The organism is Gemmobacter sp. 24YEA27 (genome assembly GCF_030052995.1).
In the GTDB taxonomy this organism is placed as follows: domain Bacteria; phylum Pseudomonadota; class Alphaproteobacteria; order Rhodobacterales; family Rhodobacteraceae; genus Pseudogemmobacter.
Map to the genome: position 1 here is coordinate 1355585 of NZ_JASJPW010000001.1, position 25145 is coordinate 1380729.

General features: G+C 64.0%; 20 protein-coding genes and 3 pseudogenes. 12 read left to right on the forward strand and 11 right to left on the reverse strand.

The window, feature by feature from the left end; genetic code table 11:
• Window positions 1-117: 117 nt before the first annotated feature.
• The 3 genes and pseudogenes from carB (at window position 118) to QNO18_RS06795 (ending at window position 5921) form a co-directional block, all read left to right on the forward strand.
• Window positions 118-3446 (forward strand): annotated as a pseudogene (gene carB, locus QNO18_RS06785) (carbamoyl-phosphate synthase large subunit).
• Window positions 3447-3719: 273 nt separating this feature from the next.
• Window positions 3720-4259, forward strand: coding sequence for a PRC-barrel domain-containing protein (locus QNO18_RS06790; protein WP_283177066.1), 540 nt, complete (start codon window positions 3720-3722; stop codon window positions 4257-4259).
• Between the two features lie 300 nt (window positions 4260-4559).
• Window positions 4560-5921 (forward strand): DEAD/DEAH box helicase, encoded by a 1362-nt coding sequence (locus tag QNO18_RS06795; protein ID WP_283177067.1) that lies wholly within the window; start codon window positions 4560-4562, stop codon window positions 5919-5921.
• A gap of 19 nt (window positions 5922-5940) precedes the next feature.
• On the opposite strand, the gene QNO18_RS06800 is transcribed toward QNO18_RS06795, so the two are convergent.
• Entirely contained in the window at window positions 5941-6393 is a 453-nt protein-coding gene (locus tag QNO18_RS06800; RefSeq protein ID WP_283177068.1) for a hypothetical protein, read from the reverse strand.
• A gap of 634 nt (window positions 6394-7027) precedes the next feature.
• On the opposite strand from QNO18_RS06800, the gene QNO18_RS06805 reads away from it, so the two are divergent.
• Window positions 7028-7609, forward strand: coding sequence for a thymidine kinase (locus QNO18_RS06805; protein WP_283177069.1), 582 nt, complete (start codon window positions 7028-7030; stop codon window positions 7607-7609).
• Window positions 7610-7663: 54 nt separating this feature from the next.
• Here the strand turns inward: QNO18_RS06805 and QNO18_RS06810 are convergent, their stop codons facing one another.
• Window positions 7664-8095, reverse strand: a complete 432-nt coding sequence (locus QNO18_RS06810; RefSeq protein ID WP_283177070.1) for an EamA family transporter — start codon at window positions 8093-8095, stop codon at window positions 7664-7666.
• Window positions 8092-8592, reverse strand: coding sequence for a DMT family transporter (locus QNO18_RS06815; RefSeq protein ID WP_283177071.1), 501 nt, complete (start codon window positions 8590-8592; stop codon window positions 8092-8094). Before QNO18_RS06815 ends, QNO18_RS06810 begins: the two co-directional genes overlap by 4 nt.
• Window positions 8593-8755: 163 nt before the next feature.
• Here QNO18_RS06815 and QNO18_RS06820 point away from each other — a divergent pair, with 163 nt between their 5' ends.
• Entirely contained in the window at window positions 8756-9826 is a 1071-nt protein-coding gene (locus tag QNO18_RS06820) for a hypothetical protein (RefSeq protein ID WP_283177072.1), read from the forward strand.
• Window positions 9827-9886: 60 nt separating this feature from the next.
• Here QNO18_RS06820 and QNO18_RS06825 read toward each other — a convergent pair whose 3' ends face one another.
• The 6 genes from QNO18_RS06825 to QNO18_RS06850 all read right to left on the reverse strand — a co-directional run bounded on the left by QNO18_RS06825 (window position 9887) and on the right by QNO18_RS06850 (window position 15993).
• On the reverse strand, window positions 9887-11161 hold the full coding sequence (locus QNO18_RS06825) for an SPOR domain-containing protein (RefSeq protein ID WP_283177073.1): 1275 nt from the start codon (window positions 11159-11161) through the stop codon (window positions 9887-9889).
• Between the two features lie 164 nt (window positions 11162-11325).
• Window positions 11326-11961 carry a uracil phosphoribosyltransferase gene (gene upp, locus QNO18_RS06830; protein WP_171909593.1) on the reverse strand — a complete coding sequence of 212 codons (636 nt, stop codon included), beginning with the start codon at window positions 11959-11961 and terminating at the stop codon, window positions 11326-11328.
• 15 nt (window positions 11962-11976) lie between these two features.
• Entirely contained in the window at window positions 11977-12963 is a 987-nt protein-coding gene (locus QNO18_RS06835; protein WP_283177074.1) for an adenosine deaminase, read from the reverse strand.
• A 56-nt stretch (window positions 12964-13019) separates the two neighbouring features.
• A complete protein-coding gene (locus QNO18_RS06840; protein WP_283177075.1) occupies window positions 13020-14216 on the reverse strand; it encodes a phosphopentomutase in 1197 nt (398 codons plus the stop codon).
• Entirely contained in the window at window positions 14217-15572 is a 1356-nt protein-coding gene (locus QNO18_RS06845; protein WP_283177076.1) for a thymidine phosphorylase, read from the reverse strand.
• Between the two features lies 1 nt (window position 15573).
• Window positions 15574-15993, reverse strand: a complete 420-nt coding sequence (locus tag QNO18_RS06850) for a cytidine deaminase (protein WP_198837997.1) — start codon at window positions 15991-15993, stop codon at window positions 15574-15576.
• A gap of 163 nt (window positions 15994-16156) precedes the next feature.
• On the opposite strand from QNO18_RS06850, the gene QNO18_RS06855 reads away from it, so the two are divergent.
• Entirely contained in the window at window positions 16157-17029 is an 873-nt protein-coding gene (locus QNO18_RS06855) for a 50S ribosomal protein L11 methyltransferase (RefSeq protein ID WP_283177077.1), read from the forward strand.
• A gap of 120 nt (window positions 17030-17149) precedes the next feature.
• Window positions 17150-17509 carry a hypothetical protein gene (locus QNO18_RS06860; protein WP_283177078.1) on the forward strand — a complete coding sequence of 120 codons (360 nt, stop codon included), beginning with the start codon at window positions 17150-17152 and terminating at the stop codon, window positions 17507-17509.
• A gap of 288 nt (window positions 17510-17797) precedes the next feature.
• On the opposite strand, the gene QNO18_RS06865 is transcribed toward QNO18_RS06860, so the two are convergent.
• Window positions 17798-18001, reverse strand: a complete 204-nt coding sequence (locus QNO18_RS06865; protein WP_283177079.1) for a DUF1127 domain-containing protein — start codon at window positions 17999-18001, stop codon at window positions 17798-17800.
• A 322-nt stretch (window positions 18002-18323) separates the two neighbouring features.
• Here QNO18_RS06865 and ruvC point away from each other — a divergent pair.
• From ruvC to QNO18_RS06890, 5 genes and pseudogenes are all read left to right on the forward strand, one after another.
• Window positions 18324-18835, forward strand: a pseudogene (ruvC, locus tag QNO18_RS06870) (crossover junction endodeoxyribonuclease RuvC).
• Window positions 18836-18847: 12 nt separating this feature from the next.
• Window positions 18848-19525, forward strand: coding sequence for a Holliday junction branch migration protein RuvA (ruvA, locus tag QNO18_RS06875; protein ID WP_283177080.1), 678 nt, complete (start codon window positions 18848-18850; stop codon window positions 19523-19525).
• Window positions 19526-19585: 60 nt separating this feature from the next.
• Complete coding sequence (htpX, locus tag QNO18_RS06880; protein WP_283177081.1) at window positions 19586-20497, forward strand: zinc metalloprotease HtpX; 912 nt, start codon at window positions 19586-19588, stop codon at window positions 20495-20497.
• A gap of 170 nt (window positions 20498-20667) precedes the next feature.
• A pseudogene (ruvB, locus tag QNO18_RS06885) lies at window positions 20668-21700 on the forward strand (Holliday junction branch migration DNA helicase RuvB).
• A 132-nt stretch (window positions 21701-21832) separates the two neighbouring features.
• Complete coding sequence (locus tag QNO18_RS06890) at window positions 21833-22018, forward strand: zinc-finger domain-containing protein (RefSeq protein WP_092895602.1); 186 nt, start codon at window positions 21833-21835, stop codon at window positions 22016-22018.
• 223 nt (window positions 22019-22241) lie between these two features.
• On the opposite strand, the gene polA is transcribed toward QNO18_RS06890, so the two are convergent.
• The gene (gene polA, locus QNO18_RS06895) at window positions 22242-25058 is read right to left on the reverse strand and encodes a DNA polymerase I (protein ID WP_283177082.1); all 2817 of its coding nucleotides are present in this window, start codon (window positions 25056-25058) and stop codon (window positions 22242-22244) included.
• Window positions 25059-25145 lie beyond the last annotated feature (87 nt).

The window sequence follows — 25145 nt, forward strand, 5'->3', positions numbered from 1 at the left end:
GGACGCGGCCCGGCGTGCTCTGGCGCGGGTGTCGGTTTGCCCTTGCGCCCATGCCGCGCCCCTCTATAACCCCGGAAAATTTAGCGACAGCCAGCCCAAAAACCTGAGGTTCCCGACATGCCGAAGCGGACAGATATCCACTCGATCATGATTATCGGTGCTGGTCCTATCGTGATCGGCCAGGCCTGCGAATTCGACTATTCCGGTGCCCAGGCCTGCAAAGCGCTGCGCGAAGAGGGCTATCGGGTCATCCTCGTGAACTCGAACCCGGCAACGATCATGACCGATCCGGGGCTGGCGGATGCCACCTATATCGAGCCGATCACCCCGAAGTCGTGGCGAAGATCATCGAGAAAGAGCGCCCCGATGCGATTCTGCCGACGATGGGCGGCCAGACCGGTCTGAACACCGCTCTGGCGCTGGCGGATCTGGGCGTGCTCGATAAATTCAATGTCGAGCTGATCGGGGCCAAGCGCGAAGCCATTGAAATGGCAGAGGACCGCAAGCTGTTCCGCGAGGCGATGGACCGGCTGGGGATCGAGAACCCGAAGGCGACCATCGTCGCGGCGCCGAAGCTGCCGAACGGCAAATACGACATCGCGGCAGGTGTCGCGAAAGCCATGGGCGATCTGGAACATATCGGTCTGCCCGCGATCATTCGCCCCGCTTTCACGCTCGGGGGAACCGGCGGCGGCGTGGCTTACAACCGTGACGACTATGAAGCGATTGTTAAGTCCGGCCTTGAAGCTTCGCCGATGGCGCAGGTTCTGGTCGATGAATCGCTGCTTGGCTGGAAGGAATACGAGATGGAGGTGGTCCGCGACAAAGCGGATAACGCCATCATCGTTTGCGCCATCGAGAATATCGATCCGATGGGCGTCCATACCGGCGATTCGATCACTGTCGCCCCGGCGCTGACGCTGACCGATAAGGAATACCAGATCATGCGCAACGGCTCGATTGCCGTCCTGCGCGAGATCGGGGTCGAGACCGGCGGCTCCAACGTGCAATGGGCGATCAACCCGGCTGACGGCCGGATGGTTGTGATCGAGATGAACCCGCGCGTGTCGCGGTCCTCGGCGCTGGCCTCGAAAGCGACCGGCTTCCCGATCGCGAAAATCGCCGCGAAACTGGCGGTGGGCTACACGCTCGATGAGCTGGACAACGACATCACCAAGGTGACCCCGGCCTCGTTCGAGCCGACCATCGACTATGTTGTGACCAAGATCCCGCGCTTCGCGTTTGAGAAATTCCCCGGCGCTGAGCCGCTTTTGACCACTGCGATGAAATCGGTGGGCGAGGTGATGGCGATTGGCCGCACTATCCACGAATCGCTGCAAAAAGCGCTGGCCTCGCTGGAAACCGGCTTGTCCGGCTTTGATGAGATCGAGATTGCCGGCGCGCCTGACCGCGCCGCGATTTCCAAAGCTCTGAGCGTGGCGACCCCCGACCGGCTGCGTGTGATCGCGCAGGCGATGCGTGAGGGTCTGACCAATGACGAAATCCAGGCGATCACCTCTTTCGATCCCTGGTTCCTCGCGCGGATCCGCGAAATCATCGATCAGGAACATGAAATCCGCAGCCATGGCCTGCCATCTACGGCGGAAGGCCTGCGCGCGCTGAAGATCATGGGCTTTACAGATGCGCGTCTGGCGCGGCTGACCGGCCAGGCCGAATCTTCGGTGCGCCGCGCACGTCGTGGCCTTGGCGTGACTGCCGTCTTCAAGCGGATCGACACCTGTGCTGCCGAATTCGAGGCGCAGACGCCTTACATGTATTCCACCTATGAGATGCCCGCGATGGGCGATGTCGAATGCGAATCGCGGCCTTCGGCGGCGAAAAAGGTGGTTATCCTCGGCGGTGGTCCGAACCGGATCGGCCAGGGGATCGAGTTCGATTACTGCTGCTGCCATGCCTGTTTCGCGCTGACCGAGGCCGGCTATGAGACCATCATGGTCAACTGCAATCCGGAAACGGTTTCGACGGATTACGACACCTCGGACCGGCTCTATTTCGAGCCGCTGACGCTGGAACATGTGCTGGAGATTTTGCGGGTCGAGCAGGAAAACGGCACGCTGCATGGCGTGATCGTACAGTTCGGTGGCCAGACCCCGCTGAAACTGGCCCAGGCGCTGAAGGATGAGGGCATTCCGATCCTTGGCACCACGCCGGACGCGATTGACCTCGCCGAAGACCGCGAACGCTTCCAGGCGCTCCTGAACGAACTCGGGCTGAAACAGCCGGTCAACGGCATCGCCCACAGCCGCGACGAGGCTTTCGAGATCGCGGCCCGTGTCGGCTATCCGCTGGTGATCCGCCCGTCCTATGTGCTCGGTGGCCGCGCGATGGAGATCGTGCGCGATGACGCGCAGCTTGAGCGTTACATCGCGACCGCCGTGCAGGTCTCGGGCACCTCGCCCGTGCTGCTCGACAGCTATCTCTCGGGCGCGGTCGAGGTGGATGTCGATGCGCTCTCGGATGGCGAATCGGTCCATGTCGCGGGGATCATGGAACATATCGAAGAGGCGGGCGTCCATTCGGGCGATTCTGCCTGCTGCCTGCCGCCACACCAGCTGTCAGCTGAGACCGTGGCCGAGCTGAAGAAACAGACCGTGCAGATGGCGCTGGCATTGCAGGTTGTCGGCCTGATGAACGTGCAGTTCGCGATCAAGGATGATGTGATCTACGTGCTTGAGGTCAACCCGCGCGCCTCGCGTACGGTGCCTTTCGTGGCCAAGGCCACCGATTCGGCGATTGCCTCGATCGCGGCGCGGCTGATGGCGGGCGAGAAGCTCTCGGCCTTCCCGCAGCGCGCGCCCTATGATGCAGGCGTCGGCCCGGACAGCCCGCTGCCGCTGGCAGATGCGATGACGCTCGCCGACCCGATCACGCCCTGGTATTCGGTGAAAGAGGCAGTGCTGCCCTTCGCCCGCTTCCCCGGTGTTGACCCGCTCCTCGGGCCGGAAATGCGCTCGACCGGCGAGGTGATGGGCTGGGACCGCAGCTTCGCGCTGGCATTCCTCAAGGCGCAGATGGGCGCGGGCATGGTGCTGCCCGAGACAGGGCGCGTGTTCCTCTCGGTCAAGGATGCCGACAAGTCTGAGGCGCTGGCCTCGGCGGCGCGCGATCTGATCTCGATGGGCTTTTCTATCGTCGCCACGCGCGGCACGGCCTCCTGGCTGAAAGCCGAAGGGATCGAGGCGGAATCGGTCAATAAAGTCTATGAGGGCCGCCCGAATATCGTCGACCGGCTGAAAAACGAAGACATCGCGCTGGTGATGAACACGACCGAGGGCACGCAGTCCGTCGCCGACAGCCGTGACATTCGCCGGGTGGCCCTGATGGACCGCATCCCGTATTTCACCACGGCCGCGGCCTCGGTTGCCGCTGTCGCCGCGATGAAAGCGCGTGGCGAAGGCTATGGGGTCAGGACGCTGCAGGGCTGATCTGCCCCGAGAGCACTCATCCGGTAAAAGCCGCCCTTCGGGGCGGCTTTTGCGTCAGTTTTCTCAACAATCTCGTGAACTGGCGGTTTTCCCCCATATTTTCATGACGATTCCGGCGGGGCTTCGCCATGCTTTCGGGGCGCATGGACCCATTCCGCATTCGGCCAGTTATCCCCGCGTCCACTGAACGTGAGGCTAACGAACCAAAGGAGTGACCATGAAACGGATCCCCCCTTCGCCGCCCCGCCTGTTATCGCGCTGGCCGCTTCGCTGATGCTTGGCACCGCTGCCCTGGCGCAGGAGACCACATCTGATCCGGCGCAGACGATGCCGGAAGCCGGCACTGTCGATGAGACCGGCGCCCCTGCAGATCCGCTGATCGAGGGGCAACCCGAGGCCACGCCGGCAGCGCCTGACCCGGCAACCGCAGATGTGCCGCCTTTGCCCGATGCGACCGAGACCCCGGTGGCCCCCGCCGAAATGCCTGCCACTGAAACCTTCACCGTGCCCGAAGGGTATAGTGTGGTCAGCGACTGGACGGCTGTGACCGCCGATCAGCTTATGGGCGCCACGCTCTATGCGGCAGATGGCTCGAATATGGGGTCGGTCGCCGACCTTGTGCTCAGCACCGAAGGGCCGGTTCAGGGCGTCGTCGCCGATGTCGGCGGCTTCCTTGGTATCGGCACGCATCGCGTCAATCTGGGCCATGATCAGGTCACCCTTTACCGCAATGAGAGCGGCACGGTGATCGCGGCGACTACGCTTGGCGCCGAGGCGCTGAAAGCGCTGCCCGCCTGGGAGCCTGCGCAGTAAGCGCAAGTCTCATCCCGATCACCCGTCGGGCGGGCTCAGGGCCTGGCGGGTGTATGACCAGGATCATTTCCATGCCCACGATCCTGGTCGGGACGGCCCGCAGTCAGCTGCGGGTCGTTCTGTCTTGACTTTCGGGCGTGGTAAGCCCATTTCTGCCCGGTCCGACAGCCCGTGCCGCGTGAGCACTGAAAGGCCCGGACGACAGGTTCCCACCATCACGCAGGGGCGCCGATGGCGCGCACGGCATCCGGAATTCTCCGGGGGCGAGGGCCGCTGTCTTCCTTGACGTATGGAACGAACATGACGACTTTCGCAGATCTCGGCCTTTCGCCGAAAATTCTCGCCGCGCTGGAAAAGACCCAGCTGAAGGCGCCGACCCCCATTCAGGCCCAGGCCATCCCGCATATCATGGCGGGGAAGGATCTGATGGGCCTCGCTCAGACCGGAACCGGCAAAACCGCCGCATTCGGCCTGCCGCTTTTGCACCGCATCCTTGACCTTGGCCACCCGCCGGGGCCGAAGAATATCCGCGCCCTGATCCTTGTGCCGACGCGCGAGCTGGCGACGCAGATCAAGGACAATATCACCATGTTCACCCAGGGAACTGCGGTGAAGGTGGTGATTGTGGTCGGGGGTGCTTCGATCAACAAACAGGCCCAGGCGCTGGTGCGCGGCGCCGATGTGCTGGTGGCAACGCCTGGCCGGCTGATCGACCTCCTTGGGCGCGGCGATGTCAGCCTTGAGAAATGCGGATATCTCGTCCTCGACGAGGCTGACCATATGCTCGATATGGGCTTTATCCATTCACTGCGCCAGATCGCGAAACATATTCCGGTGCGGCGCCAGACGATGATGTTCTCGGCGACGATGCCGAAGGATATCAATGAGATCGCCGAGACCTATCTGCGGGATCCGGTCAAGGTGCAGGTCGCACCGCCGGGCAAGCCGGCTGAGAAAGTCACCCAGGGCGTGCATTTTATCCCCAATGGCGACAAGGCAAAGCTGCTTGAGGAATATCTGAAAAAACACCCGGGCGAGCAGGCGCTGGTCTTTTCGCGCACCAAGCACGGTGCCGATAAGCTGGCCAAAGTGCTGGGCGGCTGGGGCTTTAAAGTGGGGGCGATTCACGGCAACCGCAGCCAGAATCAGCGTGACCGCATCCTGACCGAATTCAAATCCGGCGCGGTAGATGTGCTGGTCGCAACCGATGTCGCCGCGCGCGGCATCGATATTCCAACCGTGCGGCACGTCTATAACTACGATCTGCCGAATGTCGCTGACAATTATGTGCACCGGATCGGGCGGACGGCACGGGCCGGGGCCAGCGGCTCTTCGATCAGCTTTTGCTCGCCCGCCGAGATGGGCGAGCTGGCCGATATCGAAAAGCTGCTGAAAAAGGCGCTGCCAGTGATGGGCGGCGCGCCCTGGGCGGCGGACGCAATCGCGGCTGCTCCCAAGCCCGGGCAGAATCGCGGGCAAAATCAGGCGCGTGGCCAGAATCGTGGCGGGCAGAAACCGGGGTCAAAACCGCTGCCACCGAAAGCGTCGCGCCCGGGCGCGGGCAAGCCACAGGGCGGCCGTCCGGGTGGGGCGAAGCCTGCTGCAGCACGGCCCCAGGGGGGCGCAGCGGCTCCGTCGCGGCGCCCGAAACCGCGCGGCTGAGGCGATCAGATGAGGCGGCTCAGACCGCCTCATCCTCAAGGTTCAGCTTCATCTGCAACAGCACATGCTGGATCGCGATGGTCTCCCGCAGGAGCCGTTTCGATTCGTTGATGCTGATTTTCCCGTCGGCAATCGCCAGGTTGTATTCGCTCATCAGCATCGCGAAGCGCTGCGCGAGGGCGACAACATCCTGGTTGATGCCCGAGGTTTCCGGTTCTTTCCGGTCATTGTCATAGGCGAGTGTAATACCGCGCAGATCGGCCAGGGCCGAGGTGACATGCGGGAAACGCGCGGCGGCCTCGAGCTGGGCGACCACATCGACTGGCATGAAACGATCCGCATGCTCTTCGCTGTCGGAATAATAGCGCCCCAGAGTGGCTTTGGACTTTCCGGTCAGCGCGCAGGCGGCCTCGATGCCGACATCCTTGACCAGAGTTTCGCTGTGCTTTTTCAGATATCTCGCCACAGACATGGCCAACCTCATTCAGATCCGGGATGCGGCGCGCGGCAGTCTGGCGAGGCAGCCTGGCGGGGCGGTCCGGGTGTAGCAGAGCTAAATAATTCAATATTTTCCTGTTAATCTCACTGCAAGCCTTTGTCACCGATAAAGGAGAGACCGGAGAGCCGGGGTCTAAGCGCGTGTCCGGACCGCCGCAGAGCTTCGGTCTACTGCCCGCGCGGGTGGGGGCTGTCTGAGGTTTCCGATTTCACGCAGATGCGGGTGGCAGCCCGCAGGCCGGACAGGATGTAACGCGTGAAGCAGGCCCTCGCCTGCAGGTAATTGGTGGCTGAATGGCCCTCCAGCTTCGCGCAGGCCCGGCCCCATATCAGAGGGCGGCTGATGACAAAATCCGAGCCGGCGGTGCCCTGGGCGGGGCGCAAGAGGCCACGTGTCCGGGAGGCGGTGCTGCTCCGTGGGACAGGGAGCCTGTGCGGCAGAAGCGCCGGAGAGGAAAGGCGGGATTGCGGCACATTCGGGGGCTACAGGTCCACAAGGCCGAATAAGCGGGCGCAGCATGAGCGTGATCTTTTAGGCCTGGCCCGCTACTGACCCGGATCCGCCTGCGGGCTTGACAGAGCCCGGACCAAAGGGGCAGGGCAGGTGCATGGCCAAGCTCTATTTTCACTATTCGACGATGAATGCGGGCAAATCGACGCTGCTGTTGCAGGCGGCCTATAACTATCAGGAAGGCGGCATGTCGCCCTATCTGATCACCGCGCAGATGGATGGCCGGGCCGGCGCTGGCCGTATCGCAAGCCGCATCGGCATCGGGATGGACGCGGATGTTTTCGGGCCCGAAGATGATCTTTTCGCGATGATCGCGGCGCGGCAGACGCTGGGTCCGGTCGATTGCGTCTTTATCGACGAGGCGCAGTTCCTGTCGCGGGGACAGGTCTGGCGGCTCGCTCAGGCGGTGGATGATCTGGGCGTGCCGGTGATGTGCTACGGGCTCCGGGTCGATTTCAGGGGCGATCTTTTCCCTGGCTCGGCGGCGCTGCTGGCCTGGGCCGATGAAATGCGCGAGGTGCGCACAATCTGCCATTGCGGCCGCAAGGCGACGATGGTGGTGCGCAAGGGGGCCGATGGCCAGGTTCTGACCGATGGGGACCAGGTGGTGATCGGCGGTAATGAGACCTATCAGAGCCTCTGCCGCCGCCACTGGCGCGAGGCGGTCAACGACCGCTGAGCGAAAAAATTCCTGAGAAGGAATTTTTCACCGAATTCCTCTGAAGGAATTCGATCACCGCTCCTGATCCCGCGCGCGCAGGGCGATGATCGTGCCGGCGAGAATGATCAGCACGATGCCGATCCAGGCGAGGGCTCCGAGGCGTTCCCCCCAGATCGCCCAGCCCCAGATCGCGGAAGTCGGCAGGACCATGTATTCCACCACACTGACCCGGCCCGCATCTGCCAGAAGATAGGCTCTGGTGCAAAGCCCGACCCCGATCGCGGAAAAACTGGCATGGAGCAGCATCCAGGACAGGTATTCGCCATCCGGCCAGACCGCGCCGCGCAACAGAAAGCCATCGCTGCCTCCGGGCACGGCTTGCGGCCAGATCGCCAGCACCACCAGCCCTGCCAGCCCAAGGAGGCCAAGGCTCACGAAGAACCCGGCCAGCAGGGTGCTGGCACTTTCGTCGGCGCACCAGCGCCGTGTGGCGATATTGGTCATGGCATAAACCGCGCCTGCCAGGGCCGGCACAAGGCCGATGAGCCCCGCCCCGGCCAGCGCGCGGGACCAAGTACCAGCACGACGCCAAGAAACCCCAGAGCCACCGCCACCAGCCGCACCGGGCCGATCCGCTCGCCATAAACCAGGCGCGAAATCAGCAATACGAAGATCGGCGCGGTGAAAAGCCCCGCTGCCGCCACCGCGACCGGCATGAAGGCCAGAGCGCCGAAATAAATCATGATCGCAATGCCTTGCAGCAATGCCCGCGCCGCCACTGCCTTTACATTGCGCGGTCTGAGCCGCAGGCCCAGAAAGGGCGCCACCAGCCCCATCATCAGAAGCGCAAGACAGCTGCGCGTCGCATGGAACTGCCAGAGCCCGGTGTTCCCGGCCACCGCCTGCACATAATTATCGCTGAAGCCGACCATCGCGGCATAGATCAGGGTCAGCCCCACCGCCATCAGCGTGCGGTCGGGCGCCATCGCAGAGACAGTCATCGGCTTCCTCTTCCCATTCCCTTTCCTGTGAAGCCCGGCGGCGCAACCTCTGCGCGTCTGAATGCGACATTTGCGGCCTGCTCTGTGCATCCCGGGCACCCGATACCTGCCCATCCCGATGCGGGGCGTTGTGGCGCAGGCGCGGGGCGGCTAAGGTCGGGAGATGAAAAGACGAACGGGCAGTTCTTTGGCACAGGGATCAGGCACCGCGCTGAGCAAATTCCAGCGACTGGAATCGCTCGGTCTGTGGCGCGATACCGAAGATGGCCAGCGCCGCGAGGTGGTGGTGCTGATGGGGGAGGCGACGCTGGTGCTCAGTGATCCGCGTTCGGGAACCCCACTCAGCCACTGGTCGCTGCCCGCCGTCAGGCGGATCAATCCGGGCCAGCAGCCGCCGCTGTTCTCGCCCGGGGAAGACAGCCCGGAATCGGTCGAGATCGACGATGAGACCATGCTCGCCGCGCTGAAAATGGTGAATTCGGCGGTTCGCGCAGATTCGCCGCATCCCGGGCGGCTGCGTTTCGCGCTGATCGGCGGTGCGGCGCTTGGGTTTCTCGGCCTTGTGACGCTGGTTCTGCCGCGCATCCTCGTCTCGCATACGGTTGCCGTGGTGCCGCCATCGAAACAGGTCGAGATCGGCATGCGGGCCCTCGATGATGTGATCCGCCTGACCGGGGCGCCTTGTGCGGGAGAGCTGGGGCTGCCCGCGCTGGCCGAACTGTCGGACCGTGTCTTCGGGGCAGAGAATACGCCGATCCTCTATGTCCTGCCCGAGGGCCTGGCGCGCCCGGCGCATCTGCCCGGCGGCGTTATCCTGCTCCCGGGCTCGCTGATTGACGAGGATGCGCCCGATGCCCTTGCCGGGGCGGCGCTGGCCGAGGGGATCAAGGCCGGGATCGCCGATCCGATGCGCGGCATTCTGGATCATGCCGGGCTGAAAGCGAGTTTTGACCTTCTGGTTTCGGGCGAATTGCCGGTCAATGCGCTGGAAGGCTTCGGCGAGGCGTTTATTCGCGACGAACATGAGCTGCCGGCGCTGTCGCGCCTCCAGTCCGCTTTCGAGACCGCCCAGGTCCCGCTGACGCCTTACGCCAACTGGCTGGCGGCCAATGGCGTGATCCCGGCGGAAAAGGCGGCGGAACTGGTCGCCGCCGACCCGTTCCAGGGGCGCATCTCAAGCCCGCTGATGCCCGATGACGACTGGATTGCGCTGCAATCGGTCTGCAGCGGCTGAGGCGGCATCAGGCTTGGCCCGCAGGCACCGCCGGGGCGGGCCAGCAGGTCCGATCCGGCCTTACTGCACGATCACCGCATCGCCAAAACCCGCGCCCCGCACCTGTGACAGCGCGGCGCGGGCCTCGCCTGTGCTGGCGAAGGGGCCGGCATAGACCACCTGGAGCGCCCCGCCCCGGATCGTCGAGCGCGACACGGGCAGGCCCAGGCCTTTAAGCCGCCCCGCCGTGCCCTCGGCATTGGCGGCGACGCCGAATGTTCCAACCTGAACAAAGACCCGACCATTGGCCGCAGGCGCTGCCGCCGGTTTTGCCACCGTCACCGTGGATTTTGATGAGTTCGAGATGGATGGGGCAGCCAGCAAGACCACGCTTTGCGCGCCATCGGCTGCGGTGGTCACAATCGCGGGCTCCATCCGCGTGCTGCCATCGCTGCGGCGCACCTTCACCATGACCTCGCGACCGGCGCCGTCATGCAGTTCTGCGGGGGTTGTTCTGGTCCAGACCGTCTCCTGATCCGCGATGCCTTTCGCGGTTTGCTGGCCGCGCTGCGGGTTCAGCCGGTCATCCTCCCAGGCGGGTTTATAGCCCGGCGGTGGCGTTGGAATGGCGCTTGCCGTTGCGGCCTTGCGGGGGGCCACGGTGATGGTCTGCCCTGTCGCCACCGCCGTGGCGGTGCCTGCCCAGCTGTCGGTGCCGCCGGTAACAAGGCGGGGAAAGCTTGCGCCCTCAAGCGAGCCATCGCCTTTGGTGCAAAGCGTCCTGGTGCCGCCGCCCTCGACGCGGAATTTCTGCGCAACCGGGGCCGATCCGGGGCAGGCGAGCCGATGGCTTTCAGTCCCGGCGCCGGTGACGATGCGCGGTGTGGGGGCGGCGGCTTTGGCGGCGGCAAAGCTGGTCGCAGCCGTTTTAGCGGCAGGCGCAGAAGCCGCAGCGGCCGGTTTTTTCCCGGCGGCCTCAAAGGCGCTCTGCATCGGAGCGGGCAGCGGCAGCGGAGCACCTGGTTTGGGGGCGGAGGGTGAGAATGACGTCCCGGCAGATTTTGCAGCCGGAACTGCTGCGGGTGTACCTGCTGCCGGTGCCGCTTCGGCGGTCTCTGTCGGCCGCCCCGAGGGCGCATAGCCGCAAAGCTGCTTGCGGTCGCGCGCGACGCGCGGCACCCAGGTCTCGCGCCCACTATTGCCTGCCCGCAGAAAGACGCAGCCGCGGCTGTCGACATATTGTTGACCTTTATACCCGGCCGGCGGCAGTTCCGCCGGGCCGCGCAGATCGGCAAATGCAGGTGCAGCGAAACAAACCGCCGCCAGAAGGGCGACGGGCAGGATCTTGGCAGACATCGGGGTACTCCCAGGGCAGCGGAAGAGACAGCTGAGCCGATTTTTAAGGGTTTCTGCGGGTGAGTAAAGCCATAGCCCGCCTGACAGGCGACCGATTGCGACGGGGGTCTGCCCCTTTCTGCGCGCCCCGCCCCCTGTCCGCGACCTTGTTTACCCCGGCAGGGTCATTTCGTGCCGAACATCCGGTCCCCGGCATCGCCAAGCCCGGGCACGATATAGCCGTGATCGTCAAGTTGCCGGTCAACCGCCGCCGTGACGATGGGCACATCGGGATGCGCCTCTTTCATCTTGGCGATTCCCTCGGGCGAGGCCAGCAGGCACAGGAAGCGGATATTCTTCGCCCCCGACTGTTTCAGCAGATCCACCGCCGCTGCCGAGGAATTGCCGGTCGCCAGCATCGGATCGACGACGATCGAGATGCGCTCTTCCATATGTTCCGGCAATTTGCAGTAATATTGCACCGGCTGCAGCGTTTCAGGGTCGCGATACATGCCGATAAAGCCGACACGCGCGGCGGGAATCAGCTCCAGGATACCGTCGAGCAGCCCGTTCCCGGCGCGCAGAATCGAGATCAGGGCAAGCTTCTTGCCTTCGATCGCCGGGGCATCCATCGTCTCGATCGGTGTCTCGATGCGGCGCGTCGTCATCGGCAGGCCACGCGTCACCTCATAGGCCAGCAACAGGCTGATCTCGCGCAGCAATTTGCGGAAACTCGCGGTCGAAGTGTCCTTGTCGCGCATGATCGTAAGCTTGTGCTGAACCAGCGGATGGGTGACGACCGTCAGGTGGTTCGGGGTCAGAATATCCGACATGGGTCAGGCCTCCAGCTTTTTGGCTAATCTCTTCTTCGTATCCGCATCACAGAAAGCGGCGTCAAGCGCCTGAAGGCCCAGTTTGCGGAACTGCCCCTCATCCCAGTCGAAGGCGCGGTGCAATTCTTCATATTCGCGCGCCATGCTGCTGTGAAAGAACGGCGGGGCAGCGGTCGAGATCGTCACCTTCACGCCGCGCCGGTCCAGCTCGCTGACGGGATGGTGGCGCATATCGGGGTAAAGCCCGAACGCGGTATTCGAAAGCGGGCAGACCTCCAATACGATGCCCTGTTCCGCCAGTTCCTCCACCAGCGCGAGATCTTCGATGGCGCGCACGCCATGCCCGATCCGCGCAGGTCTCAGCGCGCGCAGCGTTTCGCGGATCGCCTCCGGGCCGCGCCATTCGCCGGCATGGACGCTCAGGCACAGCCCGGCCTCACGGGCGCAGTCAAAGCCCCAGGCGAAATCACCGGGGTCGAGCACGCTCTCATCACCCCCCATGCCAAAGCCGGTGATGAACCCCCCCGCCACCTCTGCCGCCGCCAGCGCCGCGCGTTTCGCACGCTCCGGCCCAAAATGCCGGATCGCGGTGGCGATGCCACGGAATGTGACGCCAAACCCCGCTTCGGCGGCGGCGGCTGCCTCGCGGATTGCCGCGATGTAATCAGCGAATGCCGCCGCATCGCCACCGCCACAAAGATCGGGCGAGATGAAAACCTCACTATAGATCACTCCCGAAGCAGCGCTCTGCTCCGCCACGGCAAGCATCAGCCGGTGGTAATCTCCGGGCCGGCGCAATACCGAAGCAGCCGCCTCACAGACCTTCAGGAAATGCGGAAAATCGCGCCAGGCATAGCCACCATCCGCGCCAAAAATCCCGGAAATATCCTCGCGCTTTTCCGCGGCCAGTCCCCGGATGAAAGAGGCCGGCGCTGCCCCTTCCAGATGCAGATGCAACTCCACCTTCGGCAGCTCTGCAAATTCGCTCATATTCATCTGTCCTTAAATATCCCGGGGCTCCGGGGGCTGGCCCCCGGCCCAACGCCTCACAAAAACGACCGCCCGGGCCCGGGCAATGCCACGCCCAGATGCGCCGCCACACTTGCCCCCACATCCGCAAAGGCCCGGAGCCCGATCCCGCGCCGACCCGCGCCATAGCCCAGCACCGGCACCCGTTCTCGGGTATGTTCCGTGCCGCGCCAGGTCGGGTCATTGCCATGATCTGCGGTAAAGATCGCCAGATCCCCGGGCCCAAGCCGGTCGAGAAAGCGGGGCAGGGCGGCGTCAAAGCTTTCCAGGGCCCGCGCATAGCCCGCCACATCGCGGGGATGGCCGTAAAGCGTATCGAATTCAACGAAATTCGCGAATACCAGGGCGCCGTCTTCGGCCTCGCGCCCCATCCGGACCAGATGGTCGAAGAGATCGGCATCGGACTGGCCCTTCCAGAGTTTCCCGATCCCCCGCATCGAGAAAATATCGCCGATCTTGCCGATCCCATGCACCATGCCGCCCGCAGCCATCACATGTTCCGGCAGTGTCGGGGCCGGGGGCAGATGGGCATAGTCACGCCGGTTCGCGGTGCGGTGAAACGCGTCGCAATCTCCGGTAAAGGGCCGCGCGATGACCCGGCCGACGCGGCGCGCATGCAGATAGGGCGCCAGCGCTGCACAGAGGGCCAGCAGCCGGTCCAGCCCGAACCAGTCCTCATGCGCCGCGATCTGGAACACGCTGTCGGCCGAAGTATAGCAGATCGGCCAGCCGCTGCGTTTATGGTCTTCGCAAAAGCGCCGGATCACCGGCAGGCCCGAGGCATGGCAGTTCCCCAGTATCCCCCCGGTTCCGGCCAGACGACAGACCTCGGCCACGAGATCCGGCGGAAAGGCGGGGGTTGCATCGGGAAAAAGCGTCCAGTCCCAGGGCACGGGCACGCCCGCGAGCTCCCAATGACCCGAAGGCGTGTCCTTGCCGTTCGAGACTTCCTCAGCCGCGCCCCAAAGGCCCTCGGGCGTGGCCCCGAGCCCTGGCGCCGCCTCGCCCGAGGCCAGCCGAATTGCCGCGCCAAGGCCCAGCCGGTCAAGATTGGGCAAAGAGAGCGGGCCTTTACGGCCCTGATCCGCCGCCCCTGCCGCACAGGCGCGGGCGATATGGAGGAGCGTATTCGCGCCTTCATCGCCAAAAGCTGCCGCATCAGGGGCACCACCGCAGCCGACGGAATCCAGCACGATCAGAAAGGCGCGCGCCATTCAGCCGATCCTTTTCAGCACAAGCGGCCCGTCGCCAGGCGTGCAGCCGCTGGCCATGCGATCCTGCGCAAAGCCCGCCGGATCCGAGATCCGGTAGGCGCGCTGCACTGCGGCCACGGCGGCCTCGGCGCTTTCGATGCTGCTGGCATGGACCATGGCCAGCGGCGCGCCATCCGCCACATCTTCGCCCGGCGCCGCCAGATCGGAAAGCCCGACCGAGGGGTTGATCCGCGCCCCCTCGCGCGTTCTGCCGCCACCAAGCGCCACCACCACATGGCCAAGCGCTTCGCCGTCAATCGCGGTGATGATACCGCCATCTGTCAGGCCGGCGGGCGGTGGCACTTCCATCACCACCGGGGCCGAGGGCAGGCGGTCAGGCCAGCGTTCGACGAAATCCGAAGGCCCGCCCTGGGCTGCGACCATTCGGCCAAAGATCTCGGCCGCCCGGCCGGAATCCAGGGCTGCGAGGATCTTCGCGGCCCCCGCCTGCGCATCAGAGGCCAGCCCGGCCAGCGCCAGCGCCTCGCCGCCCAGATCGCCGGTCAACAGCCGCAGGTCGGAATTGACCGAAGTGCCGGTCAGCGTTTCCATCACCTCGATCACCTCCAGCGCATTGCCGGCGGCGGTTGCAAGCGGCTGATCCATATCGGTGATCAGCGCCCGCGCCTGACAGCCCGCGCCCTGCGCCACGCTCACGAGGGCCCGCGCCAGCCTTTCGGCATCTTCCAGGGTCTTCATAAAGGCCCCCGAGCCGCATTTCACGTCAAGCACCAGCGCCCCCACCCCGGCCGCGAGCTTTTTCGACAGGATCGAGGCGGTAATCAGGTCGATGCTTTCGACCGTGCCGGTGACATCGCGGATCGCGTAAAGCCGGCGGTCCGCCGGGGCCAGTGCCTCGCCCGCCGCGACGATCGCGCAGCCGATCCGTGAGACCTGAAGCTGCATCTCGGCCTCGGGAAGTGCGGTGCGCAGCCCCGGGATCGCCTCGAGCTTATCAAGCGTGCCGCCGGTAAACCCCAGTCCGCGCCCCGAGACCATCGGAACCCAGGCGTCACAGGCGGCCAGCGCCGGCGCCAGCAAGAGCGAAATGCAATCGCCGATTCCGCCGGTCGAATGCTTGTCCACCACCGGGCCGGGCAGCGACCAGCGCAACCTGCGCCCGCTGTCACGCATGCCTTCCGTCAGCGCGACGCGCCCTTCATCCGACAGACCGCGCAAAAGCACCGCCATCGCGAAAGCTCCCGCCTGGGCATCCGAGACCGCGCCGCTGGCAAGCCCGAGCGCGAAGCCGCGCAGGTCTTCCTCATCGGGGGTATTGCCGTCGCGGAGGGTCGCGATGACACGGGCGGGCTCCATCTCAGGCGGCCCCGCCGCTTTCGGCGCGGGCCATATGTGCTGCGCCGAAAGCGCCGGGCAACAGCTCGGCCACGGTCATGTTCAGGGTCTTGCCCTCGGTGGTGGCGAGCGTCACCACCACGTCAGGGGCAGCGAATTCGGCGATTTTCTGACGGCAGCCACCGCAACAGGGCACCGGTTCGGGGCTGTCGGCGATGACCAGGAGGCCGGCGATCCTTCGCTCGCCGGCGGCGCACATGGCGGCGATGGCGCCGGCCTCGGCGCAGGTGCCTTCGGGATAGGCGATGTTCTCAACATTGACACCGGTAAAGACGGCGCCGCTGGTCGTGCGCAGTGCCACCCCGACCTTAAAGCCCGAATAGGGCGCATAGGCATGATCGCGGATGCGGGTTGCGGGCGCGCGCAGGCTCTCATTCGGCATCGGTTACTCCGGGATATGCCAGCCAACCCTGGCGCGAAGGCGCTGGCGCCGCAAGCGGGCTGATCGGACCGGCGCCATGTGCGGCACAGCCTGACCATGGCAGGTTGACCCTGACGGGGGCGGGGTCTAGGACCAGATCAACCCCAGATCCGGAGAAAACACCATGCCAACCTGGTCCGCTCTGACGACGCTTACCGGCGAGGAGGCCGCCCGCGCGCTTGGCGAAGCGATCGAGGACCAGGAGCCCGAGCCCTATGGCGTCGGCGTTTTCGAGGTCGAGGACGGGTCCGGCCTCTGGGAGGTTGGCGCCTATTATACCGAGGTGCCCGATGACATCGTGCTGGATATCCTCGCCGCCGCCTATGGCGCGAAAAGCTTCCTGATTTCCGAGCTTCCCGAGGTCGACTGGGTCGCCAAAGTGCAGCGCGAGCTGCATCCGGTCGATGCCGGGCGCTTCTTCGTGTTTGGCAGCCATGACGCTGATAAGGTGCCCGAGGGGCGCGTCGCGCTGCAGATCGAGGCGACCATGGCCTTTGGCACCGGCCATCACGGCACCACGCTGGGCTGCCTTCTGGCGTTCGACAAGCTTTACGAGGAGGGCTGCCGCCCCGCCAAAGTCGCCGATATCGGCGCGGGCACGGCGGTGCTGGCGATGGCGGCGGCGAAAATGCTGCCCGATGCGCTGGTGATTGCCTCGGATATCGACCCGGTGGCGGTGGATGTTGCCAGGGCCAATGTGGCGATCAATGATCTGGAGGGCCGGATCGAATGCGTCGAGGCCGCCGGGTTCGATCACCGCAGGCTGCGCGACGAGGCGCCCTGGGATCTGGTCTTTGCCAATATCCTGAAAGGGCCGCTGGTCGAACTGGCACCGGTCATGTCGAAAATGACAAAGCCGGGATCGAAGGTGATTCTTTCCGGCCTGCTGGTCGTTCAGGCGGAAAGCATCGTTGAAAGTTACGTGGCTTCACAGTTTCGTTTGCAAGACAGAAACGATCTGGGTGAATGGTCGGCATTGATCATGGAGCGTGTGTAAACACCTGAAGATGCAAATAAAAATTGCAATGATTTGAGGGTGTTCGAGGAAATTGCCCCAATTCCGCCATATTTAAACCGCATGAATTCCTTATGGCGGGGGCCATGGGAGTAGCTGGTCATGACTTTGGCTGACCCGAATTACAAAGCTTTCTCCGGGCGTCTGCGCCGGATCGAAAAGGCCCATCGCAAGGGCTATGGTTTCGAGGCCAAAGGCACTATGGGCCGGTCGTCGACCTGGCAGCGCGAGCGTACATTTGGCAAGACGATCCGGGCGGTATTGGTCCTGCTCATGATTGGCTGGATCATGAAAGGCGCCATCTATTTTTATGTTGGCGACGAGGTTTATGAGCAACGCGTGGCAGGTCTCGCGACCGGCAGCGATTTCGACCCGATCGCGGCGAAAATCATGTCCGCCGATCCGGTAACTAAGCTGGTGGCCTCTTTCCTGGGCGAAGTCTTCCCGGCACAGCGCCAGTAATCCAGGCCTCGCGGCTGCGCGCCCAGGTTCCGTACCGGCTGGTCGCTGTCGTCTGATCTTCCATATACTGTTCTGCGCGAGACCGCCCCGGCCGATGCCGCGTGGCGGTTTTCTCACTCGTGGAGCAGCCAGGCGCATCAGGCATGGGCGAAAGGCACTGGTATCAGACTGGCGTGGAGAAAGAAAACAAGGGCCCTGAAAAGCAGAAGGACCGCCTGCGACTTCTGTCGCGAGACGGTCCCTTACTTGTCCTGTGACCCGTTCGGTCAGGGAGACTGAGGAGTGACCTCAGCGACCCAGCATCTCGATGTCACCGCGGCACAGGCCGATATCGTCAAGCTCGCGATCCGAGAGCTTCGACAGGGCCTTCCGGGTGACGCGTGCGTCGTTCCAGGCTTTGAAGGCAGAAAAAATGCCACCAAAGCCGTTTACGGCGCGATACGTCGTGATGGCGCCGAACGGCGCAGGGCGGCTCGTTTCGATGGCGGCCATGGGACTGTTTCCTTATCTTTTTAAACTGACTGTTTTGCGGGCGATCATCGCCTCGTGCAGCCAGATAAACGTGCTGCAGGTGCAAAGCAAGCCATGCGCCAGCAAGCCCGCAATGCAGTTATTGCATGGCTCAGGACGCAAATCTGCCATGATTCTCGCTGGTCTGATGCTGCACTTGCAGCATTCTGTCGGCGGTATGGCGCCGGGTGTCGTTTTCAGGCCTGGCCGGGACCCGTTCCCGGGAATTCCAGGCGCTAAGAACGCGATTGGCGGATGTTCTCTTTTCGTGCTAGTACGGTTCAAAAGCAAAAAGAGGGCAGTGATGCGCGTAATCGGCATTGATCCGGGGCTCAGGAACCTTGGCTGGGGGGTGATTGATGTCGCGGGATCGCGCCTGACCCATGTCGCGAATGGCATCTGCCACTCGGATGCGACGACCGGAGATCTCGCGCGCCGCCTCGCCTCGCTGCATTTCCAGCTGACCCGGGTGTTTCAGGACTGGCAGCCGGAAACGGCGGCGGTCGAACATACCTTCGTCAATAAAGACGCGGTGGCGACGCTGAAGCTCGGCCAGGCGCGGGGGATCGCATTGCTGGTTCCGGCGCAATTCGGGCTGGAGGTCGGGGAATATGCGCCAAATGCGGTGAAAAAAACGGTGGTCGGGTCGGCCATGCCGCTAAACAACAGGTGGATCATATGGTGCGGCTGCATTTGCCGGGCGCGAAGGTGGCGGGGCCGGATGCGGCGGATGCGCTTGCGATCGCGATCTGCCACGCCCATCACACGCAAAGCGCGGGCCGGTTGCAGGCGGCCGTGAAGCGGGCTGCCGGTTGAAAGGATTTGGGGATGATCGGAAAGATTTCGGGGCGGCTGGACTGGAAGGGGATCGACACGGTGCTGATCGATTGCCGGGGCGTGGGCTATATTGTTCATGTCTCTGACCGCACGCTGGCGGGCCTGCCGCCTGAGGGCGAGATGGTGGCGCTTTATACCGACCTGCTGGTGCGCGAGGATCTTTTGCAGCTCTTCGGCTTTCCAACCATGATAGAAAAGGAATGGCATAAGCTTTTGATGACGGTGCAGGGGGTGGGGGCCAAGGCCTCGATGGCGATCCTCGGTGCGCTCGGGGCCGAGGGGGCCGCGCGGGCAATCACGCTCGGGGATGCGCGGGCGGTGCAGGCGGCGCCCGGCGTCGGCCCGAAACTGGCGCAGCGCGTGATCCTCGAGCTGAAATCGAAAGCACCGTCCCTCATGGCGCGTGGCGCGGGCCTCGCCCATGGCGATGCGCCGGTGCTGGAAGAACCCGAGGCCGCGCCTGTGCCGCGCAAAGCCGCAAAGCCGAAACCCCCGTCCGAGGGGGCGATCCGCGCCGCTTATACCGCCGATGCGCTCTCGGCGCTGGCCAATCTCGGCTATGGCACGTCGGATGCAGCCGAAGCGGTGGCGCGGGTCTCGGGCGAAAATCCAGAGGCAGATACGGCGGCGCTGATCCGGCTGGCGCTGAAACATCTCGCGCCGCGTTAAGCGGGGCTTGATGCGGACCGGCCGTTCTCCATATCTTTGAGAGAAGGAGACCGCAAACCGATGGGAAATATCCGCACTTTCGTCCTGATGGCGGTGCTGACCGCGCTGTTTATGGGGCTGGGCGCGTTGCTCGGAGGCGCCACCGGCGCCGTTGTCGCGCTTTTGATCGCGGCGGCGATGAACCTCTATACATATTGGAATTCCGACAAGTCGGTCTTGCGGATGACCGGCGCCCGGGCCGTGGATGAGCATTCAGCCCCGGATCTGGTCGGTATTGTGAACCAGCTGGCGGATGCCGCCGGGATGCCGCGCCCGAAGGTCTATATAATGGAGACCGCGCAACCCAATGCCTTTGCCACCGGGCGCAACCCGGAGAATGCCGCAGTGGCGGCGACGACGGGCCTTTTGAACAGCCTTTCACGCGAAGAGATCGCGGCAGTGATGGCGCATGAACTGGCCCATATCAAAAACCGCGACACCCTGACGATGACAGTGACCGCGACCTTCGCCGGTGCCATCGCGATGCTTGCGAATTTCGGCATGTTCTTCGGTAATTCCGACCGCGAGCGCCCTGGTGGCATGATCGGAACGATTGCGCTGATGATCCTCGCGCCGATGGCGGCGGGGATCGTGCAAATGGCCATCTCGCGCAGCCGGGAATATGAGGCGGACCGGCTTGGTGCCGAAATCTGCGGTCGTCCGGACTGGCTCGCCTCTGCGCTGCGCAAGATTGACGGGCTGGCGCGGGGACGGATGAATGTCCAGGCCGAGAAGGATCCGGCGCTGGCGCATATGTTCATCATAAACCCGCTGAACGGGCGCGGCGCCGATAACCTCTTTTCCACGCATCCCGCGACGAAAAACCGGATCGCGGCCCTGATGGAGCTGCGCCCGACCCGTCAGGAGGGCAATATCCGCCGCAGTTCCGTGCCGAAATCCGGCCGCAATATCCGCCAGGACCCATGGGGCTGAGAGCGCGCCTCCTTCCGGCTTCAGTTGAGTAACTGGATCAGGGGAAAATGAACGCCCTCTGACTTAAATGCTTCTGCCGGAGGCATCGCGCCGCAGGGCACGACAAGCTGCCCGGATTTGCCTCTTCCGGCGGCTTGCAAAGCGCGCGCCGTTCGGGGATTGTTCCGCCTATGACCCAGCCCGACCCCTCGCTTCGCCCTGACCGCCTGCCCGAAGACAGTGACCGCGCGTTGCGCCCTCAGGCATTGGAGGATTTTACCGGCCAGGCCGAGGCCCGCGCCAATCTGCGCGTCTTCATCGAAAGCGCGAAAATGCGCGGCGAGGCGATGGATCACACCTTGTTCCATGGCCCGCCTGGCCTTGGCAAAACCACCCTGGCGCAGATCATGGCACGCGAACTGGGCGTGGGATTTCGCATGACCTCGGGGCCCGTACTGGCGCGTCCAGGCGATCTTGCCGCCATCCTCACCAATCTCGAGCCGCGCGATGTGCTGTTCATCGACGAGATCCACCGGCTGTCCCCGATCGTCGAAGAGGTGCTCTACCCGGCGATGGAGGATTTCGCGCTGGATCTGGTGATCGGCGAGGGGCCGGCGGCGCGCACCGTCCGGATTGACCTGCAACCCTTCACTCTGGTCGGCGCCACCACGCGCCTTGGTCTTCTGACCACCCCCCTGCGCGACCGGTTCGGCATTCCGACCCGGCTGCAATTCTATACCGAGGATGAACTGTTTCGCATCGTCTCGCGCGGCGCGGGCCTGCTTGGCATCGAGGCCGACGAGCCGGGCTGCCGCGAGATCGCGCGGCGCGCGCGTGGCACGCCCCGTATCGCCGGCCGTCTTTTGCGCCGGGTGGTCGATTTCGCGCTGGTCGAGGCCGGCGGCCGCATCAGCCGCGAGCTTGCCGATCGTGCTTTGACCCGGCTTGGCGTTGACACGATCGGACTCGATGGGGCCGACCGCCGCTACCTCTCGCTGCTTGCCGAGAATTACGGTGGCGGCCCGGTCGGCGTGGAGACCATTGCCGCCGCGCTGTCAGAGCCGCGCGACGCGCTGGAAGAGGTGATCGAGCCCTATCTGCTGCAACAGGGTCTGATTCAGCGCACCCGCGCGCGGGCGGATGCTTGCCGCCAAAGCCTGGCGCCATCTCGGGCTCGTGGCGCCGCGCCCGCCTCAGGGGCAGAGTGATTTCTTCCAGGACTGATCTCCGCACTCTGGGATAAATATTCAGACTTAAGACGCCGGGCGCTGGCTGCTGCGCCGGGGCTTCTTGCACCCGGTGGGGCCATATGGGTAATATAGGCGCACAGACGTTAAGCCCCCAAGGATGCCCGCTATGACCCTGCCAGCCCCGGACACCAAGATCGTCACCACCTGGAAAGTGGCCTGCGACGGCGGCGAGGGCGCTCTGGGTCACCCGCGCGTCTGGCTTGCGATCCCGCAGGACAGCGGCTTTGTCGAATGCGGCTATTGCGACCGCCGGTTCGAGATCGACCGCGCCCATGCGCATGACGATCACTGAAAAAGCCCGCTAACCCCGGCCTTCATTTCGCAGACCGGCGATGCAGATTTCGTTCCGACTCCGCGACGGAGAGGTCTGTCTGCACTGATTGACTTTTATACCTTTGGCCGCAGGCCATTTCGTGCAGCGTTTTCTCAGGGTGATGGCGCTGCAACAGAGGCGTGTCGCAGACCAGATCCCGCGCAGTGGCGCTTTGCGCCGGGCAACGCGGGGATCTGGTGGCTTAATGCGCCTCGGCCCAGTTGCGGCCGGTTCCGGCCTCGACAACAAGACGCACATCCAGCTTTACCGCCGGGTCAGAGGCGGTTTCCATCACCTCTTTCGCAACCGCAATCAGACGGTCTGCCTCAGCTTCCGCCACCTCGAACAAAAGCTCGTCATGCACCTGGAGGAGCATCCGCGCGTCGATGCCCGCAATCGCGGCCGGCATCCGGATCATGGCGCGGCGGATCACATCGGCAGCGGTGCCCTGGATCGGCGCGTTGATCGCGGCGCGTTTGGCGAAACCGGCGCCGGGGCCTTTCGCATTGATCTGCGGTGTGTTGATGCGGCGCCCGAACAGGGTCTGCACGAATTCATGCTTTTTCGCGAAGTCGATGGTCTCGTCCATATAGGCGCGGATGCCGGGGAAACGTTCGAAATAGCGGTCGATGAAGCCCTGGGCTTCGGCGCGGGGAATGCGGAGGTTGCGCGCCAGACCAAAGCCCGAAATCCCGTAGATCACCCCGAAATTGATCGCTTTCGCCTGGCGGCGGATCATCGGATCCATGCCTTCGACCGGCACGCCGAACATCTCGGAGGCCGTCATCGCGTGGATGTCCAGCCCGTCTTTGAACGCCTGTTTCAGCGCCGGGATATTGGCGATATGGGCGAGGATCCTGAGCTCGATCTGGGAATAGTCGAGCGAGACCAGAACCCGGCCTTCCGGTGCCACAAAGGCCTCCCGGATGCGGCGGCCTTCTTCGGTGCGAACGGGAATGTTTTGCAGGTTCGGATCGGTCGAGGCGAGGCGCCCGGTATTGGCGCCCGCGATGGAATAGGACGTATGCACCCGCCCGGTCTCGGGGTTGATCGCCTGTTGCAGCGCGTCGGTATAGGTCGATTTCAGTTTGGCGATCTGACGCCAGTCAAGGATCTTTGCCGCCAGCTTCGCGCCCTGCGGATGGCTGTCTTCCAGGGTGGTGATGTCTTCGAGGATATCGGCGCCGGTGCCATAGGCGCCGGTCTTGCCCTTTTCGCCCCCCGGCACGCCAAGACGGTCAAAGAGCACCTCACCCAGCTGTTTCGGGGAACCGGGGTTGAATTTTTCGCCCGCGATTTCAACGATCTCGTCTTCATATTGCGCGAGCTTTTGCGCGAAAGCATTCGACATGCGCGACAGCGTATCGCGGTCGACTTTGACCCCCGCCATCTCCATTTCCGCCAGCACCGTGACCAGCGGGCGTTCCAGCGTTTCATAGACGGTGGTGACCTTTTCGCGGTGCAGGCGCGGCCTGAACTGCTGCCAGAACCGCAAGGTCACATCGGCATCTTCCGCCGCATAGTGGCTGGCTGCCGCGATCTCGACCTTGTCGAAGGTCACCTGAGATTTGCCGGTGCCGATCAAATCCTTGATTGGTTTGGTGTGATGGCCAAGGTATTTCTCGGAAAGCTCGTCCATGCCGTGATTGTTGAGGCCGGCGAACATAGCATAGCTCATCAGCATCGTATCGTCGAAGGGCGCGATCCGGATTGACGGATGCTGACGCGCGAAAATCTTCCAGTCATATTTGATATTCTGGCCGATTTTCAGGATCGCCGGATCTTCCAGCACCGGTTTCAGCTTTGCCAGCACCTCCGCCGGATCCAGCTGGCCGGGAACCCGCTCGGCGGCTCCGAAGAGATCATCACCGCCCTTCACATGCGCCAGCGGGATATAGGCGGCAATGCCGGTATCGACGGAAAGCGAGATCCCCACCAGATCCGCCTGCATCTCATCCAGCGAGGTGGTCTCGGTATCGACCGCGACATGGCCGATCTCGCGGATGCGCGCGATCCAGGCATCCAGTGTGGCATGATCGATGATGGTGACGTAACCCGCCTCGCTGATCGCGGGCGCCTCCACCTCGGTCACGGCGGCGGTGGCGGGTTTAGCCGCCTCAATCACCGGCACCTCGACCTTCAGCTTTTCGGCCACCCGGCGCGAGAGGCCGCGAAACTCCATATGGGTCAGGAACGCGAGCAGCTTTTCGGCATCGGGCTTCAGCACTTCCAGCTGATCCAGCGTCACCTCCAGCGGCACATCGGCATCAAGCGAGACAAGCTGTTTCGAGGTCAGGATCTGGGCGCGGTTGTCGATCAATGTCTCGCGCCGTTTGGGCTGTTTGATCTCGCTCGCGCGGTCGAGCAGCTCTTCCAGCGAGCCATATTCATTGATCAGCAAAGCCGCCGTTTTCAGCCCGATCCCCGGCGCGCCTGGCACATTATCGACCGCATCCCCGGCCAGCGCCTGGACATCGATCACGCGCTCGGGCCCTACGCCGAATTTCTCGAACACCTCATCCGGGCCGATCTGGCGGTTCTTCATCGGCTCCAGAATATCGACACCTGGGCGCACCAGCTGCATCAGATCCTTGTCGGACGAAATGATCGTGGCCGATCCCCCGGCCTCGACCGCCAGCCGCGCCAGCGTTGCGATGATGTCATCGGCCTCAAACCCCTCCTGTTCGATACAGGCGACATTGAAGGCGCGCGTCGCCTCGCGCGTCAGCGGGAACTGGGGGCGCAGATCCTCGGGCGGCGGCGGACGGTTCGCCTTATAGTCGGGGTAGATATCGTTGCGGAAGGTCTTTGACGAATGGTCAAACACCACGGCGATATGGGTGGCGGCGCCGGAAGAGCGCTCTTTCGTGATTTCGCCCCAGAGGATATTCGAGAACCCCTGCACAGCGCCGACCGGCGTGCCATCGGATTTCGTCAGAGGCGGCAGCGCATGATAGGCCCGGAAAATATAGGCCGAGCCGTCGATCAGATGCAGGTGATGGCCTTTACCGAACGTCATGTCATGCTCCCCGTTCTGTCAGGCGGCAGATATGGCAGAGACCGGCGGCGCGGTCCAGCCGGGCGGAGGCTTTGGCCTTTTCCCGCG